Genomic DNA, 16,359 nt, shown 5'->3' with positions numbered 1-16,359 from the left:
CCTTTGCGTTAAGATTGAGAGGCAGGAACGTGGTAAGAATGGCATAAAAAAACCCCGCCGGAGCGAGGTCTATATCAAGTAAAATGTCGAAACTGTGCTTTTTTCAGGCTTAGCGCAAACTTACCGTCACGCCCTGCTCGTTGCTTTCCACCAGCAGAACTTCCAGCGTCGTCAGCTCAAAATCTACATTTTCGATCCCCGGCGTATCGTCCGGTGCATTCACAGCGATCACTTTACATCCGGCGGCAAGCCCTGCCATTACGCCTGCAGCGGCATCTTCCACCACAACACACTCTTCCGGCGCCAGACCTAAACGTTCTGCACCCAGCAAATAGGCATCCGGCTGCGGTTTGCCATGCTTAACCTGTTCCGCAGTGATGAACACTTCCGGGGCAGGCAAATGTGCTGCCGCATGGCGCGCACTGGCGACAGGCATAGAACCGGAGGTCACAATGGCCCACGGAATATTTTGACGGTTGAGTTCGCTCAGCAGTAAATGTGCACCCGGCAGCGCCGAGACGCCTTCGGTGTCGGTGGCTTCGATTTTTTCCAGCTTCAGAAACTCTTGCTGAATCGTCTCTTCTGTTTCACCTTGCATAAAATGACGTAAAGAGGTGATCGCCTGTTTGCCATGAATAAAGGCCAGAACATCCTGCGGGCTGACTCCCCAACTGAGCGCCCAGTTAACCCATGCACGCTCAACTGCCGGTAATGAATCCACTAACGTTCCATCAAGGTCGAACAAGAAACCTTTACACTCCACAGGCAATTCCTCTTTAGTTAATTCCAGTCAGGCATTAATAATTTGCGCTATCTCTACAGCGCTCAGATGATACTGACGCGGGCATGATTGCCAGACCGCCAGCATACGCTGGTATTTATCCCACATTTTGGTCTGCGAGTTAAACCCGTGAGTCCCGGCGTCGAAGTCAGTGTAACGCCCTTCGGTGTTCACCATAAAGCGCACATAGCTTAAATAGCGGGATTCGGTGGCCGCATCGAAGCCAAGGAAATCTATACGACGGCGATCCAGACCCTGGGTGTCTTTCAGATTGGTCCATGACACCTGCATCGCATGGTGCATTTCCATAATGTTAATCACTGTGCGACAGGTTTCTTCCGGTAACTCACCGAAATCTCTGTCTAGCTCACGCATTTGCAAACCGAAGCCGCGTTCGATCACCGTTTGCAAACGGCGGTAGCGTTCCGCGTTATCGGGATCAAGCATGGTCATCATTTTGTATTGATTCGACAAGATCAGGCGTTGCGCGTTAGTCATTTCCATCGTGAAAATCCTCATGTCTGCATAATGAGCAAAGCATGGCATAGCGCAAACTTCTGCGAAATCGCAAGCACACCATTCTTTGATTTGAATCCGGATCTCATGTGAAATAATCACCGGAGGAGAAGTTCCTCCGGTCAAAATGCGGTGCAGTGAAGCCTAGCAATAATGAAGATGATGCAAAAAGCGGTGGAAACGGGCTTACAAATCGTCGAGGAAGGTTTTGTCGAGTTGTTTGAACGCACGCTTGAGGACATCGGCCAGCGCCTGATAGGTCGGCGTCCCTTCGACCGGCGCAAGCGCCTGGCCCGATTCAGCGAGTTTATTACGCACATCGTGGAACCAGCTCAGCAGCGTCGGCGGCAACGGCGTCAGTGAACGGCGGCCAAGCCACCATAACCCTTGCATAGGCAAGCTGCAGGCAAATATCGCCGTCGCAACGGCCGGCCCAAGTTGTCCGCCCAGCGCGATTTGCCAGGTCAGCGTGAAGATCGCCACCGGCGGCATGAAGCGGACAGCAAAACGGGTGGCGGTTGAAATCCGGTTCTCGGGGAACACAGGAGCCAGGCGCTTATCAGACGGCCATGTTTTCATATAATGCTGCCCACGCTGGAAAACCTGGAACCAGCTTACAGAGCCTGTTGGCTTACTCGTCATAATTGCACCTCAACTTCACGTGTAATAATTAAAAAATAGTTGTGAAACATAAACTGGAGTTTACCACGATAAAATATATTTTGTTTTTGCTGAAACGTGCCGGTATCCTGTCGCAGCATTTAAAGCCATATCACTAAGCATAGTGCCTCGGGCCGAGGTGTTTTGTAATTAGTAATTGCATTTTTTGTTAGTGTTTTCACTAATAGATAACATTCTAAAGACGCATAACAGAGACATTTTGTGTACTGCGCCCCCATTTTTTTGCTATCCGCGGGCACAGAAAAAACCAGCGTCCTGCGATTCTTTAGCTTTTTCATTATCATGCCTGTTTTGGCTCTCTGGCATGATGTTAATCATAATTGTCACCGCCATTATGCGCTACGCTTGATGTCAGACTGACGATTTATTAACCACGTGTATTGTTTTTTTCCTTAAACAGCACCAACAATAAATAGGTACTTCCATGTCGAGTAAGCTTGTACTGGTTCTTAACTGTGGTAGTTCTTCCCTTAAGTTCGCAATCATTGATGCTGTGAACGGCGAAGAGCACATTTCAGGTTTAGCCGAATGTTTCCACCTGCCGGAAGCGCGCATTAAGTGGAAAATGGACGGTGGCAAAGAAGAAGCCGCGTTGGGTGCGGGTGCCGCACACAGCGAAGCGCTGAAATTCATCGTGAACAACATCCTGAGCCAAAAACCTGAACTGTCTGCAGAGCTGGTTGCAATCGGCCACCGCATCGTTCATGGCGGCGAAAAGCTGACCAAGTCCATGCTGATCAACGATGCTGTTATCGAAGGTATCAAAGAATCTATCCCGTTTGCACCGCTGCATAACCCGGCTCACCTGATCGGTATCGACGAAGCGCTGAAATCCTTCCCTAAACTGGCTGACAAGAACGTGGCTGTTTTCGACACCGCCTTCCATCAGACCATGCCAGAAGAATCTTACCTTTACGCACTGCCGTACAGCCTGTACCGCGATCATCACGTCCGTCGTTACGGCGCACACGGCACCAGCCACTTCTATGTGACTCAGGAAGCCGCGAAAATGCTGAACAAACCGGTGGAAGAAGTGAATCTGATCACTTGTCACCTGGGTAACGGCGGTTCCGTCAGCGCAATCCGTAACGGTAAATGCGTTGATACTTCCATGGGTCTGACCCCGCTGGAAGGTCTGGTCATGGGCACCCGCAGCGGTGACATCGACCCGGCAATCATCTTCCACCTGCACGATTCTCTGGGCATGAGCGTTGATCAAATCAACAAAATGCTGACCAAAGAATCTGGCCTGCTGGGTCTGACTGAAGTCACCAGCGACTGCCGTTATGTTGAAGATAACTACACCACTAAAACAGATGCTAAACGTGCGATGGACGTATTCTGCCACCGTCTGGCGAAATACATCGGTAGCTACACCTCACTGATGGAAGGCCGTCTGGACGCTGTCGTCTTCACCGGCGGTATCGGCGAAAACGCAGCAATGGTGCGTGAACTGTCTCTGGCTAAACTGGGCCTGCTGGGCTTTGAAGTTGACCACGAACGCAACCTCGCGGCTCGTTTCGGTAAATCCGGTGCCATCAACAAAGAAGGCACCCGTACCGCGCTGGTTATCCCAACCAATGAAGAGCTGGTTATTGCACAAGACGCTGCGCGTCTGACCGCATAATTCGATTCAACACTGCCAGCTTTCGCTGGCAGTGATTTTTCACTCAAAGGCAAACGCCGCCCGTTTGGACGCACCGCGCAGGATAATCGTCGCGCTCATGCTGATCATTATCCCCTCTGCACAAACCTGCGACCGTCTCTGCCTGGCAACCGTTAAAGAGGTTTAGCCGTGTCCCGTACAATTATGTTGATCCCCACAGGTACCAGCGTTGGTCTGACCAGCGTCAGCCTCGGTGTGATCCGTGCCATGGAACAAAAAGGCGTCAGCCTGAGCATCTTCAAACCCATCGCGCAACCACGTGCCGGCGGTGATGCACCCGATCAAACCACCACCATCATTCGTGCCAACTCCTCCGTGACTGCAGCGGAACCGCTGAAGATGAGCCACGTTGAAGCGCTGCTGAGTTCAAACCAGCAGGACGTGCTGATGGAAGAAATCATCGCCCGTTATCACGAAAACACCAAAGATGCGGAAGTGGTGCTGGTTGAAGGTTTAGTCCCTACCCGTAAACACCAGTTTGCGAATGCGCTCAACTATGAAATCGCCAAAACCCTGAACGCTGAAATCGTCTTCGTTCTGGCACTGGGTAACGATTCTCCGGCGCAGTTAAAAGAGCGTATCGAACTGGCCCGCTCCAGCTTCGGCGGCAGCAAAAACAAAAACATCACCGGCGTCATCATCAACAAACTGAATGCGCCGGTAGACGATCAGGGACGCACACGTCCTGACCTGTCTGAAATCTTCGATGACTCCAACAAAGCCAGCGTCGCCAATATCGATCCGACTCAGCTGTTCGCGAACAGCCCGCTGCCGGTGCTGGGCTGCATTCCATGGAGCTTCGAGCTGATTGCCACCCGCGCAATCGACATGGCTAAGCACCTGAACGCCCGCATCATCAACGAAGGCGACGTGCAAACCCGCCGCGTGAAATCCGTGACTTTCTGCGCACGCAGCATTCCTCACATGCTCGAGCACTTCCGCCCTGGTTCCCTGCTGGTTACCTCCGCAGACCGTCCGGACGTTCTGGTTTCAGCCTGTCTGGCGGCGATGAATGGCGTTGAAATCGGCGCAATCCTGCTGACCGGCGGTTACGAAATCGACGAGCGCATCAACAGCCTGTGCGCGCGTGCTTTCCAGACTGGCCTGCCTGTTTTCATGGTAGACACCAACACCTGGCAGACCTCCCTCAGCCTGCAAAGCTTCAATCTGGAAGTCCCTGCGGACGACCATCAGCGCGTTGAGAAACTGCAACAGTATGTCGCTTCTCACATCAACGCTGACTGGATTGAATCACTGAGCGCGCATTCTGAGCGTTCACGTCGTCTGTCTCCGCCAGCGTTCCGCTACCAGCTGACCGAACTGGCCCGTAAAGCCGGTAAACGTATCGTTCTGCCGGAAGGCGACGAGCCACGCACCGTTAAAGCGGCGGCACTGTGTGCTGAACGCGGTATCGCGGAATGTGTGCTGCTGGGTAACCCGGAAGAGATCAAACGCGTTGCTGCGGCGCAGGGCGTGGTGCTGGGTAAAGGCATCGAGATTGTGGATCCGGTCGTTGTGCGTGAAGAATACGTCGCACGTCTGGTTGAGCTGCGTAAAAGCAAAGGCATGACCGAAGTGGTTGCGCGTGAACAACTGGAAGACAACGTGGTTCTGGGCACCCTGATGCTGGAACAAGGTAACGTTGACGGTCTGGTTTCCGGTGCTGTCCACACCACCGCAAACACTATCCGCCCACCGTTGCAGCTGATCAAAACCGCACCGGGTAGCTCACTGGTTTCTTCTGTGTTCTTCATGCTGCTGCCTGACCAGGTTCTGGTTTACGGCGACTGTGCGATCAACCCGGACCCAACGGCTGAACAGCTGTCTGAAATCGCGATCCAGTCTGCGGATTCCGCTGCGGCGTTCGGTATCGAACCACGCGTTGCGATGATCTCTTACTCAACCGGTAACTCCGGTGCGGGTAGCGATGTTGAGAAAGTGCGTGAAGCGACCCGTCTGGCGCAGGAAAAACGCCCTGACCTGATCATCGATGGCCCGCTGCAGTACGATGCTGCCATCATGGCTGACGTTGCGCTGTCCAAAGCACCAAACTCGCCGGTAGCGGGTAAGGCGACCGTGTTCATCTTCCCTGACCTGAACACCGGTAACACCACGTACAAAGCGGTACAACGTTCTGCGGATCTGGTTTCTATCGGGCCGATGTTGCAGGGTATGCGTAAACCGGTCAACGATCTGTCCCGTGGCGCACTGGTAGACGATATCGTCTACACCGTTGCTCTGACAGCGATTCAGTCTGCTCAGGCAGAAACTGCGGTTCCGGCTAAATAAGCCAACCCCTCTGAACGCAAAACGCCGGGCTTTATGTCCGGCGTTTTTTTTGGCTCATTTTGCAAGTCGCCAGCCGCTCAGAGCAATGTTTTAGCCGCTTCAAGTATATGCTCAGCGGTCAGGCCATATTCCTGCTGTAAAAACTCCTGCGTCCCCACCTGCCCGTAACGTTCTTTCACGCCCACACGCCGCATAGGCACCGGCTGATTTTCTACCAGCACTTCCGCCACCGCCGACCCAAGTCCGTTATGAATACTGTGATTTTCACAGGTAATGATTTTACCGGTTTTCGCGGCATATTTTATGATGACGTCTTTATCAATCGGCTTGAGGGTAAACATGTCGATCACCGCCGCACTGACGCCTTCACGTTCCAGCATCTGCGCCGCTTTCAGCGCTTCGGCGACCATAATTCCGTTGGCGATAAGCGTGATGTCGCTTCCGTCTCGCAGCACGTTTGCTTTGCCGATGGTGAACGTTGAGCCTTCCTGGTAAATCTGAGTCGCCTGTTTACGGATGGTGCGCACCCAGTAAAATCCTTTCAGATCCATCAGTTGCAGCAAAATATTGCGGAACATCACGGCGTCGGTGACCTCCATCACCACGGAATTTGCCAGCCCGCGCACAATGCCCATGTCTTCGAAGGACATGTGCGTGCCGCCGTTGTGACAGGCGCTGACACCGGCATCGGACGCAATGATTTTGACGTTATTCCTCTGATAATCCAGCGACATAAACAACTGATCAAAACAGCGGCGGCTGGCGAACGCGGTAAAGGTATGCACAAAGGGTACGCGGCCTGTCAGCGATAAACCCGCCGCCACGCCGATAACGTTGGCTTCCATGATGCCGCAGTTAATCACGTGTGACGGGTGATCTTTGTGCACGCCATCCATCGTCATAGAACTCATCAGATCCGCTTCCAGCGCAATGATCGGCGTATTTTCAACAATCTTTTCGCGCACGGTATTGGCGTAAACCTTGCGCATTTCTACGGCGTCTTTTTGTAATTCCAGAGAGACTTCAAACATGGGTGGCCTCCAGCTCAGCGATTGCGTGTTCAATTTCCAGTTTCACCTCCGGCGTTAAACGCAGATGATGCGAGTTCGCCAGCTGCTCGAGATACTTCACGCCCTGCCCTTTAATGCTGTCGAGGATCACCACCAGCGGACGCTGCCCGCCTTCACGCACCGGCGTTACCGCATCGCGTATTGCCACGACGTCATCGCCTTTAATCGTCTGCACATCAAAACCAAAAGCGCTGAATTTCCCGGCCAGATCGAAAGGTTTAATGACTTCGTCCAGCGTGCCGTCGAGCTGCTGTTTGTTGTAATCGATGAACAGTGTGAGGTTATGCAGATTGTGGTGAGCAATAAACTGGAAGGCTTCCCAGCACTGACCCTCATTCAGCTCACCGTCACCCAGAATGCAGAAGACACGGTTAGCCCGCCCCGCCAGCCTGTGCGAGAGCGCCATACCTGCGGCGATGGACACGCCCTGCCCGAGGGAACCGGTCGTGGCATCCACGCCGGTAGTGCGCAGACGGTCGGGGTGGCTCGGCAGGCGCGTGCCGTTCTCATTCAAGGTTTTCAGCTGGCTGACCGGGAAATAGCCTTTCAGCGCCAGCGTGGCATACAACGCCGGGCCTGCATGCCCCTTGGAGAGCACGAAATAATCGCGATCCTGCCAGTCCGGTTTTTTCGGGTCGATGCGCATCACATCGCCGTACAATACTGCCAGCGTTTCCACCACTGACATGCTGCCGCCGTAGTGTCCGAAGCCCAGACCGGTCAGCATTTTCAGCGTCTCGATGCGGATTTGGCGCGCCAGATCATGAACCTCATGGATATCTTTCATCTTGCAGGGTCCTTATTTTAGTGAGCACTTATCCAGACCTGTTATTTCTAACAGGCCTAAACCGTGATCCCCGGTGGGTGATAAGAGACTGAGTGAGTGACTGAATTACTCTTCGCTGACCGCTTTCTCAGCCGCAGGTTTTTTGCCGAGATAGTTGTAAGCAACCAGAACCGCGAAGATGCCGACAATCAGCGCCATGATGCCTTCTTTAGACATGAAGCGAGCCAGATTGCCCAGCAGGATACCGATGACGCCAAAGTCGGCATCTGAGAAGGTGGCGTTTGCGAAGCCCAGCGCGCCGAGCACCGGCAGCAGCAGAACCGGCAGGAAGGTGATCAGCACGCCGTTAGCAAACGCGCCGACCATCGCACCGCGCCGACCGCCGGTCGCGTTGCCGAAGACACCCGCCGTCGCACCGGTGAAGAAGTGTGGCACCACGCCCGGCAGGATCAGCACCAGATGCATCTGGCCTAACAGGAACAAACCGACCAGACCGCCGAGGAAGCTGAACAGGAAGCCAATCAGCACGGCATTCGGTGCGTACGGGTAGACGACCGGGCAGTCCAATGCGGGACGTGCGTTGGGCACCAGTTTCTCGGAGAAGCCAACGAATGCCGGTACGATTTCCGCCAGAATAAGACGCACACCTTGCAGGATGATGAACACGCCCGCCGCAAAAGTGATCGCCATGATAATGGCGTACACCAGATAGTTCTGGCCTGCGCTATAGGTGGCTTCGACAAACACCTGCCCGGCGAACACCGCCATAATCAGGTAAATAATGATCATGGTGAGTGATATAGAAATGGAGCTGTCGCGCAGGAAGCTGAGGTTTTTCGGCATATTCATTTCTTCGGTAGAGCGTGACCCTTTACCGACTTTGCTGCCGATCCAGCCAGACAGCACGTAACCGATAGTGCCGAAATGGCCGAAGGCCACATCGTCGCTGCCGGTGATCTTACGCATATAACGTTGTGCCAGCGCCGGGAAAAACGCCATGATCAGGCCCAGCGTCAGGGAACCGGTGAACACAAGTGAAACACCTTCAAAACCGGCAACGGTCAGGATGACGCTGATCATACAGGCCATATAGAACGTGTGATGTCCGGTCAGGAACACGTATTTCAGACGGGTAAAGCGCGCCACGATCAGGTTTGCCACCATACCGAACGCCATAATTAAGGCGGTCGGCGCACCGAATTTCTCCAGCGCGATGGAAACAATCGCTTCGTTATTAGGAATAATACCCTGGATATTAAAGGCGTGTTCGAACATACCGCCTAAAGGATTTAATGAGCCGACTAATACTGTTGCACCACCGCCTAAAACTAAAAAGCCCAGTATTGTTTTGACTGTACCTTTTACCACATCAGAAAAGTTTTTCTTTTGCGCCACCAAACCGATTAAGGCGATGAGCCCCACCAGAACAGATGGCACTTTTAATATATCAACCACAAACTTGAGCGTTTCCTGGATAAACATATCCACCTCGGATGTATATTGTTTTTTATTGTAGGGTCAGTCCGTGTCGGTCTGGATCAGGACACCGGATGCTTCTCAAAATGTGCGACCAGCTTGGTTTCCAGCTCGTTGATATCCACAATATTTGTGATGACAACCAGCTGATTTTCCGGGATATTGGCGCTGGCGGCGATGTCTTTCGCCATCACGAACAGGTCTGCCTCGCCGGGAATGGCTGAAGATAAATCAGAGTGTTCAACATCCGCCTGAATATTTAATTTTTTCAGCACTTTTTTAATGTTCATTTCGACCATAAAGCTGCTGCCTAAACCGGAACCACAAATCGCCATAATTTTCATGTTATTTACCTGTTTTTAAAAGTTTGTAGGGTTACGCATCAGAATGATTTCTGATGTCAATACACGTTAATGCATCCGTTGTGCGTTAAGGTTATTCCGTTATTCAATCTTAAAACGGTCAGAATTTCGCAATGACATCCTGAATTGTTTTTATATCTTTTGCCTGATGTATTTTCTGCATATCTTCGTCGCTGGAAAATAATTCAGCCAGTTCGGAGATTAATTCAATATGACTGTGCTTATCGGGTGCCGATAACATGACGACGGTATAAACAGGGTCATTGTCCTCAGAATTAAATGTCACTCCCTGAGGCAGCGTGAGCAGCGACAATCCTAACCCCTTCGCGCCCTCTTCCGGTCTGGCATGCGGCATGGCAATGCCCGGTGCCAGAACAAAATACGGCCCTAACTTTTCCCGCTGGGCAAAAATCGCCGTCAGATATTCCGGGGTAATCGTGCCCTCTTTCAACAAAGGCTCAGCGCTGACTTGCACCGCCTGCCGCCAGTCCGTGATATCCGTTCTGATCTGAATCCTGTCAGAGGTCAGCCAATCATTCAGCATAGGTGTGGCTCCGGTTTTGATGTGTTAATGGCTGGTGTGCCTCTTTCCCCCAAACCACACCAACGCCCTGACTCTACGCACCGGTAGCGTTAACATCTGTGATACATCTCACAAAGATAGCGCTACCAAGCGTCTATCATTACGTTCTGTGATAGCGCTATCAAAAATAGTCCCCTGCCGGTACCACTGCACCGCAGTTCACACAAATAACGGTATACTTTGTCCGGAAATGACCGATAATTTACCCAATTCCGCCGTGGATCCTTCGGGTATCGCCCTGCTGCGGCTTGCTTTTTTCGCTATATCTTCGGGTGCAGGAGTCAAGATTGTGCATGTCCATTAACAAGAAAAGGCGCAGTACAGGGAGAGTGACGCTGGCTGATGTGGCGCAGCTTGCAGGCGTGGGCAGCATGACCGTTTCCCGTGCACTGCGTACCCCGGAACAAGTCTCCGATAAGCTGCGTGAAAAGATCGAAGAGGCCGTCAGCCAGCTGGGTTATTTACCCAATCAGGCGGCCAGTTCACTGGCTTCAGCGTCATCAAATACTGTCGCCATGATTGTGCCAAGTCTGTCGGAACCGGGCTGCGCTGAGATGTTTGCCGGGCTTCAGAAAGTGCTGCAACCTGCCGGGTACCAGATCATGCTGGCCGAATCCCAGCACCGCATTGAGCGGGAAGAAAAATTGCTGGAAACGCTGCTCTCTTACAATCTGGCGGCGGCCATATTGCTCTCTGTCGAGCACTCGGCCAACGTTCGCCAGTGGCTGGATAATCTGACCATCCCGGTGCTGGAAATCGGTGCGCTGACTGACTCTCCCATTGATATGAATATCGGGATTGATTACGTCGAGGCGATGTTTCAGCTCACTCAGACCGTGGTGGCGAAGGGATATCAAAACATCGGTATGCTGTGCGCCAATCAGGAACAGTGGATTTTCCAGCAACATTTGCAAGGCTGGCGAAAGGCCATGCTGAAAGCGCATATGTCGCCACATCGGGTGATCAACGCTGCCGAGCCCGCCAGCTTTTCCACCGGCGCTCAGCAGTTGCCTGAGTTCCTGCTGGCCTGGCCGGAAATCGACGCGCTGGTGTGCGTCTCAGACGATCTGGCCTGCGGAGCGCTGTACGAATGCCAGCGCCGACGCATCAAAGTGCCGGACGATCTGGCGGTGGTGGGATTTGGCAACTCGGACGTCAGTAAAGTCTGCCAGCCGCCGCTGACCACTATCGCCATTCCGCATAGGGAAATTGGTACGCGTGCGGCCCAGGCCTTGCTGGCGAGGATCCATGATGAAGAGTGGGAAGAGGTGACGATCGCCTCGTCATTGTGTAAGCGGGACAGCTGCTAAATTCACGACAACAAAAAGCCGCAGGCGACATCAGTACGCGTGCGGCGGGTATTACAGGCTCAAAGATTCAGAGGCTGAGGCTTAGATCGGGGTACTTTCGTTATCCGGCTCATCATCCGCTTTGGCAGATTCATCACTCAGCAAGTCACGGGTTAACGGCTTGCCATGCTCTTTCTCGTTATTACGCGTCATCCAAAGTGACAGCGCTTTAAGCGAGTCCGGCGTAAATTCGTCGCATCGTGCGGTGATCTCTTCCGGCGTCATCCAGCGTACAGAATCAATTTCTTCTTCCTGCAAGGCGAACGGGCCGTGGGATACGCAACTAAACAACGCGCCCCACACGCGGCATTTGTTCTCTTCTTCGAAGTAGAACTGACCATGTTCGGCAAAGGGTACACCGGCGATCCCTAACTCTTCTTCCGCTTCACGGCGGGCTGAATCAAGAATATTTTCGCCACTCTGCACCACGCCACCTGCCGTTGCATCCAGCCAGCCGGGATAAAAGTCTTTGGTTTCGGTACGACGCTGAACCAAAATATTGCCCATTCCGTCATGCACCACGATATAGCTGGCACGGTGGCGCAGGACCTGAGCACGCATTTGTTGTCGGCTGGCCTGGGCAATGACCTCGTTATCTTCGTTGACGATATCAACCCATTCTTCCGTACTGATGTTTTGCTCTTGTTCTGACATCCGCTGAAACCTTCTGTTTTAAGCGCTGGTCTGTGCGCAATGGGTCTGTGCGCAGTAATGGGTGCAACACGTCGATAATGTCCGGAGATTCTATCTGGGTCTGCCACATGGCTTCAATAGCAATGGATGCGTTGGTGACAGGTAAAAGTTATGTTACCCCACAAACTTCGCCATAAGACAACTCTGACAAAGGTCCGGCGCAGGCAAGCATTCACAACCATTATGATACCCTACCCAATCATTTTAAAAACTGTGATTATCAACCGCGCACTGGCGGATTTCATTAAGTGATTAACATAACGCAGGAGGCAATATGATTGATCTTTATTACGCGCCCACACCCAACGGTCATAAGATTTCTCTTTTTCTGGAGGAAGCCGGTCTGGCCTACCGTCTTCATCGCATTGATATCAGCGCAGGCGATCAGTTTAAACCCGAGTTTCTCGCCATTTCCCCCAACAATAAGATCCCGGCGATTGTCGACAGTCAGCCGGTAGACAGCGGCGCGCCCATTGGTGTGTTTGAGTCCGGGGCCATTTTGCAGTATCTGGCTGAGAAAACGGGAAAATTACTCAGTAAAGAATTGCGCGAACGCACCACAACGCTGGAGTGGCTGACCTGGCAGGTGGCCGGAATGGGCCCGATGCTCGGGCAAAATCACCACTTCACGCACTACGCCCCGCAGCCTGTACCTTACGCCATCGAACGCTATCAGCAGGAAACCAAACGTCTTTACGGCGTGCTGAATACTCAACTGACTAAAAATGCCTATATCGCCGGGGATACCTACAGCATTGCTGATATCGCCGCTTATCCGTGGGTGGTAGCGCATGAGCGCCAGCGCATTGATTTGGCGGAGTATCCGGCGGTGCGAAACTGGTTTGAACGCGTCAAAGCCCGTCCTTCCACGCAAAAAGCCTACGCCCTCGCCGATCCCCTGCACATCAACCACCACTGACAGCGCTGTCCCCGGTGTCTGCCGGGGGTTCTGCTGAACACATTCCGCTGTAAATAATTTCCATTAACTGTGCTCCATATCGCGCGCTAAAGGCGGCGACTCAACTATGATTAATGACAGTTCATTCGCATATTCAGACAGTTAAGGAACCTGATATGAAAATCCTGATCACCGGCGCTACCGGGCTCATTGGCCGAAGGCTTACCGGGCGACTTGTTGAGCAATCTCATCAGATTACCGTACTTACCCGTGCGCCTGAACGCGCTGCGAAAGTGCTGGGCTCACAGGTTCAGCTGTGGGAAACGCTTGACGGCAAAACGTCACTGGATGGATTTGATGCGGTGATCAACCTTGCGGGAGAGCCGATTGCGGACAAACGCTGGACGAAAGATCACAAAGCGTTGCTGTGTGAAAGCCGCTGGCAGTTAACTGAGAAACTGGCGCAGCTGATTAACGCCAGCCAGACGCCGCCTCAGGTCTTTATTTCAGGTTCAGCAGTGGGTTATTACGGCGATCAGGGGCAGGCCCTGGTGCCGGAAGACGAGCCGCCAAACAAGCAATTTACCTGGCAGCTATGCGCACGCTGGGAAGCCCTGGCGATGACGGCTGAAAGCCCGCGCACCCGCGTGTGCCTGTTGCGCACCGGCATTGTGCTGGCAGAAAAAGGCGGCGCGCTGGCAAAAATCGTATTGCCTTTCCGCGCCGGACTCGGCGGCCCTCTGGGTGACGGCCAGCAATACATGCCGTGGATCCATATCGACGATATGGTCGAAGGCATCATTTTCCTGATGATGCACGAAACCCTCAGCGGACCGTTCAACATGGTGGCGCCTTATCCCGCACGCAACGAACAGTTCAGCGCTCTACTCGGTGAGGTTCTGCATCGCCCGGCGTTTATGCGGGCACCTGCACCCGTCATACGTTTGCTGATGGGCGAGTCAGCCATACTGGTGCTGGGCGGCCAGCGTGCCGTGCCCCGCAGGCTGGAAGCGGCCGGCTTTGAGTTTACACATCAGGAATTGAAGGAAGCGCTGGAGGATTTGCTTAAGTGAAGGGGCTTGCTCCACCGGATTGAGAATGTTTCGGTTTCTTGGCGGGACAATTGCGTGTACTGACGCTTTTCAAAAACAGATCGAGAATTTTCGGTTTCTCAGCGACTGCGATCACTTCTCTTTCAGTGCCGAAACCGCCCAAAGGAGGAAAGTGCTTTTCCTCCTTTGGATTCCTCCTCGCTTTCCAACAAGCGCTTCGCTTGCTGGCTTTGTTTCAGGTATCACCGCGACAGGCTGGACATCTTGCCGCTGCGCGGTGCCTTCTCTCGGTCCTGGAGCCTTTGGTCTCCAGGCCGCTCCGTTCAGCAAGATGTCTGAATCGCCCGCCCAATCTTAAATTCAAAAGCAGAGTGGTTTTATCTTTAAGAAGTGTTGATTGGTGCCCTAAAAAGGGCACCAATGCCCGGTATAGCCTTATTCCTTCACATCCACCTGATAAAACACATGCTTGCCAAAGGGATCGATCTCATAGCCGCTCACTTCTTTGCGAACGGGCTCGAAGATGGTCGAGTGTGCAATCATCACCGCTGGCGCCTGGTCGTGCATCATTTGCTGCGCCTGCTCGTAAAGTGCAACGCGTTTGGCATGGTCCGTGGTTTCTTTGGCTTCGGTGATCAACTGGTCGAAAGGTGCATAACACCATTTCGCAGAGTTAGAACCGCCCTTCGCTGCGTTACAGGTAAATAACGGGCCAAAGAAGTTATCCGGATCACCATTGGCTGTCGTCCAGCCCATCAGCGCGGCCATGTGCTCGCCGTTACGGATGCGCGTCTGGTATTCACCCCACTCAAAACTGACGATGTGTGCTTTCACGCCAATTTTTGCCCAGTCCGACTGAATCATTTCTGCCATACGGCGGGCATTCGGGTTATACGGGCGTTGTACCGGCATCGCCCACAGATCGATATCAAAACCGTTTGGCATGCCTGCTTCGGCCAGTAACGCTTTGGCTTTCTCCGGCGAATAATCGTAATCCACTACCTTGTCGTTATATCCCCAGACACCGGTTGGCAGCAGCGTTTTCGCTGCGGTGCCGGTGCCACGGAATACCGCTTCAATAATTTGTGGCTTGTTGATCGCCATGCTCAGCGCCTGACGCACCTTCACATTGTCCAGCGGCGGCTTCTGCGTATTAAATGACAGGAAACCGGTATTCAGACCCGATTTACTCATCAGATTGATGTCTTTGTTGGCGCGCATCCGGTCGAGATCTGCCGGGTTCGGGAACGGCATCACCTGGCACTCATTTTTTTCCAGTTTTGCGAGACGCATCGAGGCATCCGGGGTGATGGTATACACCAGACGGTCGATTTTAGATTTACCCTGCCAGTACTCCGGGAAGGCTTTGTACAGCAAACGCGTGTCTTTCTGATACTGAACCAGCTCGAACGGCCCCGTACCGACCGGATTCAGATCGAGTTTCTCCGGAGTACCGGCTTTGAGCATCTGATCGGCATATTCTGCCGAGAGGATAGACGCGAAATACCAGGCCAGATCGGCAACAAATGGCGCTTCGGGGCGGGTCAGGTTGAAGCGAACGGTGTAATCATCCACTTTATCAATACTGCCGATCAGATCGCCCAGCTTCAGGCTGTCGAAGTTCAGATAAGTGCCGCCGGACACCTTGTGATACGGGTTGTTTTCATCTTTCTGGCGCATGAACGAGAAGATGACGTCATCCGCATTGAAATCACGGCTGGGTTTAAACAGTTTACTGCTCTGGAATTTCACGCCTTTACGCAGGTGGAAAGTGTAGGTTTTACCGTCCGGGCTGACGTCCCAGCTTTCTGCCAGGCTTGGCACCAGCTCAGTGGTGCCGGTTTTGAAATCAACCAGACGGTTATAAATCGGCACAGCGCTGGCATCGACGGAAGTGCCCGACGTGTAAAGCTGCGGGTTAAATTGTTCCGGCGAACCCTCAGAACAATACACCAGCGTTTTTGCCGAAACGCCGCCCGTGATCGCTAACGCCAGTAACCCTGTGCTTATTTTTAAAATGTTGTGTTTCATTTTTTCCCTTTTTTCCCTGTCCGGAGAGTGTTTAAAACTTCTTCATCATGGAACCCAAAGCAAAAACAGATTAACATCTGAATAACAACTAGTAATACTTTGTTATATATGAAAATCTTATAACA

The 16,359-nt window shown here is 52.8% G+C and carries 15 protein-coding genes; 5 read left to right on the top strand and 10 right to left on the bottom strand.

The features are described 5' to 3' along the window. Positions 1 to 109: 109 nt before the first annotated feature. The 3 genes from ED901_RS24775 to yfbV all read right to left on the bottom strand — a co-directional run bounded on the left by ED901_RS24775 (position 110) and on the right by yfbV (position 1,939). The gene (locus tag ED901_RS24775; RefSeq protein ID WP_122097544.1) at positions 110 to 763 is read right to left on the bottom strand and encodes a sugar phosphatase; all 654 of its coding nucleotides are present in this window, start codon (positions 761 to 763) and stop codon (positions 110 to 112) included. Between the two features lie 27 nt (positions 764 to 790). Beyond that, entirely contained in the window at positions 791 to 1,285 is a 495-nt protein-coding gene (locus ED901_RS24770; protein ID WP_056782224.1) for a YfbU family protein, read from the bottom strand. Between the two features lie 198 nt (positions 1,286 to 1,483). Next, positions 1,484 to 1,939, bottom strand: a complete 456-nt coding sequence (gene yfbV, locus ED901_RS24765) for a terminus macrodomain insulation protein YfbV (protein ID WP_056782222.1) — start codon at positions 1,937 to 1,939, stop codon at positions 1,484 to 1,486. Positions 1,940 to 2,402: 463 nt separating this feature from the next. On the opposite strand from yfbV, the gene ackA reads away from it, so the two are divergent. Together ackA and pta are read left to right on the top strand one after the other, a co-directional pair. Further along, entirely contained in the window at positions 2,403 to 3,605 is a 1,203-nt protein-coding gene (gene ackA, locus ED901_RS24755; RefSeq protein ID WP_122097543.1) for an acetate kinase, read from the top strand. Between the two features lie 183 nt (positions 3,606 to 3,788). Further along, positions 3,789 to 5,933: a phosphate acetyltransferase gene (gene pta / locus ED901_RS24750; RefSeq protein WP_056782218.1), complete on the top strand. Its 2,145-nt coding sequence runs from the start codon at positions 3,789 to 3,791 to the stop codon at positions 5,931 to 5,933. A gap of 77 nt (positions 5,934 to 6,010) precedes the next feature. On the opposite strand, the gene ED901_RS24745 is transcribed toward pta, so the two are convergent. From ED901_RS24745 to ED901_RS24725, 5 genes are all read right to left on the bottom strand, one after another. Next, positions 6,011 to 6,964, bottom strand: coding sequence for a transketolase family protein (locus tag ED901_RS24745; protein ID WP_122097542.1), 954 nt, complete (start codon positions 6,962 to 6,964; stop codon positions 6,011 to 6,013). Further along, the gene (locus ED901_RS24740; RefSeq protein ID WP_122097541.1) at positions 6,957 to 7,790 is read right to left on the bottom strand and encodes a transketolase; all 834 of its coding nucleotides are present in this window, start codon (positions 7,788 to 7,790) and stop codon (positions 6,957 to 6,959) included. Before ED901_RS24740 ends, ED901_RS24745 begins: the two co-directional genes overlap by 8 nt. Positions 7,791 to 7,895: 105 nt before the next feature. Next, positions 7,896 to 9,272 carry a PTS ascorbate transporter subunit IIC gene (locus tag ED901_RS24735; RefSeq protein ID WP_122097540.1) on the bottom strand — a complete coding sequence of 459 codons (1,377 nt, stop codon included), beginning with the start codon at positions 9,270 to 9,272 and terminating at the stop codon, positions 7,896 to 7,898. 56 nt (positions 9,273 to 9,328) lie between these two features. Beyond that, complete coding sequence (locus ED901_RS24730; RefSeq protein ID WP_122097539.1) at positions 9,329 to 9,610, bottom strand: PTS sugar transporter subunit IIB; 282 nt, start codon at positions 9,608 to 9,610, stop codon at positions 9,329 to 9,331. Positions 9,611 to 9,728: 118 nt separating this feature from the next. Then, positions 9,729 to 10,172, bottom strand: a complete 444-nt coding sequence (locus tag ED901_RS24725) for a PTS sugar transporter subunit IIA (RefSeq protein ID WP_056782203.1) — start codon at positions 10,170 to 10,172, stop codon at positions 9,729 to 9,731. A 332-nt stretch (positions 10,173 to 10,504) separates the two neighbouring features. Between ED901_RS24725 and ED901_RS24720 the strand changes: the two genes are divergently transcribed. Further along, positions 10,505 to 11,521 (top strand): LacI family DNA-binding transcriptional regulator, encoded by a 1,017-nt coding sequence (locus ED901_RS24720; RefSeq protein WP_122097538.1) that lies wholly within the window; start codon positions 10,505 to 10,507, stop codon positions 11,519 to 11,521. Between the two features lie 81 nt (positions 11,522 to 11,602). Here the strand turns inward: ED901_RS24720 and yfcD are convergent, their stop codons facing one another. After that, positions 11,603 to 12,214 carry an NUDIX hydrolase YfcD gene (yfcD, locus tag ED901_RS24715; RefSeq protein ID WP_056782198.1) on the bottom strand — a complete coding sequence of 204 codons (612 nt, stop codon included), beginning with the start codon at positions 12,212 to 12,214 and terminating at the stop codon, positions 11,603 to 11,605. A 313-nt stretch (positions 12,215 to 12,527) separates the two neighbouring features. Here yfcD and ED901_RS24710 point away from each other — a divergent pair, with 313 nt between their 5' ends. Both ED901_RS24710 and ED901_RS24705 read left to right on the top strand, forming a co-directional pair. Continuing rightward, on the top strand, positions 12,528 to 13,172 hold the full coding sequence (locus ED901_RS24710; protein WP_122097537.1) for a glutathione binding-like protein: 645 nt from the start codon (positions 12,528 to 12,530) through the stop codon (positions 13,170 to 13,172). Between the two features lie 155 nt (positions 13,173 to 13,327). Then, positions 13,328 to 14,224, top strand: a complete 897-nt coding sequence (locus ED901_RS24705) for a TIGR01777 family oxidoreductase (RefSeq protein WP_122097536.1) — start codon at positions 13,328 to 13,330, stop codon at positions 14,222 to 14,224. Between the two features lie 414 nt (positions 14,225 to 14,638). Here the strand turns inward: ED901_RS24705 and ED901_RS24695 are convergent, their stop codons facing one another. After that, the gene (locus ED901_RS24695; protein WP_122097534.1) at positions 14,639 to 16,234 is read right to left on the bottom strand and encodes an ABC transporter substrate-binding protein; all 1,596 of its coding nucleotides are present in this window, start codon (positions 16,232 to 16,234) and stop codon (positions 14,639 to 14,641) included. Positions 16,235 to 16,359 lie beyond the last annotated feature (125 nt).

Source organism: Rahnella sp. Larv3_ips (assembly GCF_003697865.1).
In the GTDB taxonomy this organism is placed as follows: Bacteria; Pseudomonadota; Gammaproteobacteria; order Enterobacterales; family Enterobacteriaceae; genus Rahnella; species Rahnella rivi.
Note: the sequence above shows the minus strand (reverse complement) of the source record. Positions and strands in the feature narration are given on the sequence as shown.

What these genes read in the sequence shown, in the direction of transcription:
- ED901_RS24740 (WP_122097541.1), bottom strand. Translation starts at nt 7,790, where the DNA reads ATGAAAGATATCCATGAGGTTCATGATCTGGCGCGCCAAATCCGCATC.
- ED901_RS24770 (WP_056782224.1), bottom strand. Translation starts at nt 1,285, where the DNA reads ATGGAAATGACTAACGCGCAACGCCTGATCTTGTCGAATCAATACAAA.
- ED901_RS24725 (WP_056782203.1), bottom strand. Translation starts at nt 10,172, where the DNA reads ATGCTGAATGATTGGCTGACCTCTGACAGGATTCAGATCAGAACGGAT.
- ED901_RS24720 (WP_122097538.1), top strand. Translation starts at nt 10,505, where the DNA reads ATGTCCATTAACAAGAAAAGGCGCAGTACAGGGAGAGTGACGCTGGCT.
- ackA (WP_122097543.1), top strand. Translation starts at nt 2,403, where the DNA reads ATGTCGAGTAAGCTTGTACTGGTTCTTAACTGTGGTAGTTCTTCCCTT.
- ED901_RS24735 (WP_122097540.1), bottom strand. Translation starts at nt 9,272, where the DNA reads ATGTTTATCCAGGAAACGCTCAAGTTTGTGGTTGATATATTAAAAGTG.
- ED901_RS24705 (WP_122097536.1), top strand. Translation starts at nt 13,328, where the DNA reads ATGAAAATCCTGATCACCGGCGCTACCGGGCTCATTGGCCGAAGGCTT.
- ED901_RS24710 (WP_122097537.1), top strand. Translation starts at nt 12,528, where the DNA reads ATGATTGATCTTTATTACGCGCCCACACCCAACGGTCATAAGATTTCT.
- pta (WP_056782218.1), top strand. Translation starts at nt 3,789, where the DNA reads ATGTTGATCCCCACAGGTACCAGCGTTGGTCTGACCAGCGTCAGCCTC.
- ED901_RS24730 (WP_122097539.1), bottom strand. Translation starts at nt 9,610, where the DNA reads ATGAAAATTATGGCGATTTGTGGTTCCGGTTTAGGCAGCAGCTTTATG.
- yfbV (WP_056782222.1), bottom strand. Translation starts at nt 1,939, where the DNA reads ATGACGAGTAAGCCAACAGGCTCTGTAAGCTGGTTCCAGGTTTTCCAG.
- ED901_RS24745 (WP_122097542.1), bottom strand. Translation starts at nt 6,964, where the DNA reads ATGTTTGAAGTCTCTCTGGAATTACAAAAAGACGCCGTAGAAATGCGC.
- yfcD (WP_056782198.1), bottom strand. Translation starts at nt 12,214, where the DNA reads ATGTCAGAACAAGAGCAAAACATCAGTACGGAAGAATGGGTTGATATC.
- ED901_RS24695 (WP_122097534.1), bottom strand. Translation starts at nt 16,234, where the DNA reads ATGAAACACAACATTTTAAAAATAAGCACAGGGTTACTGGCGTTAGCG.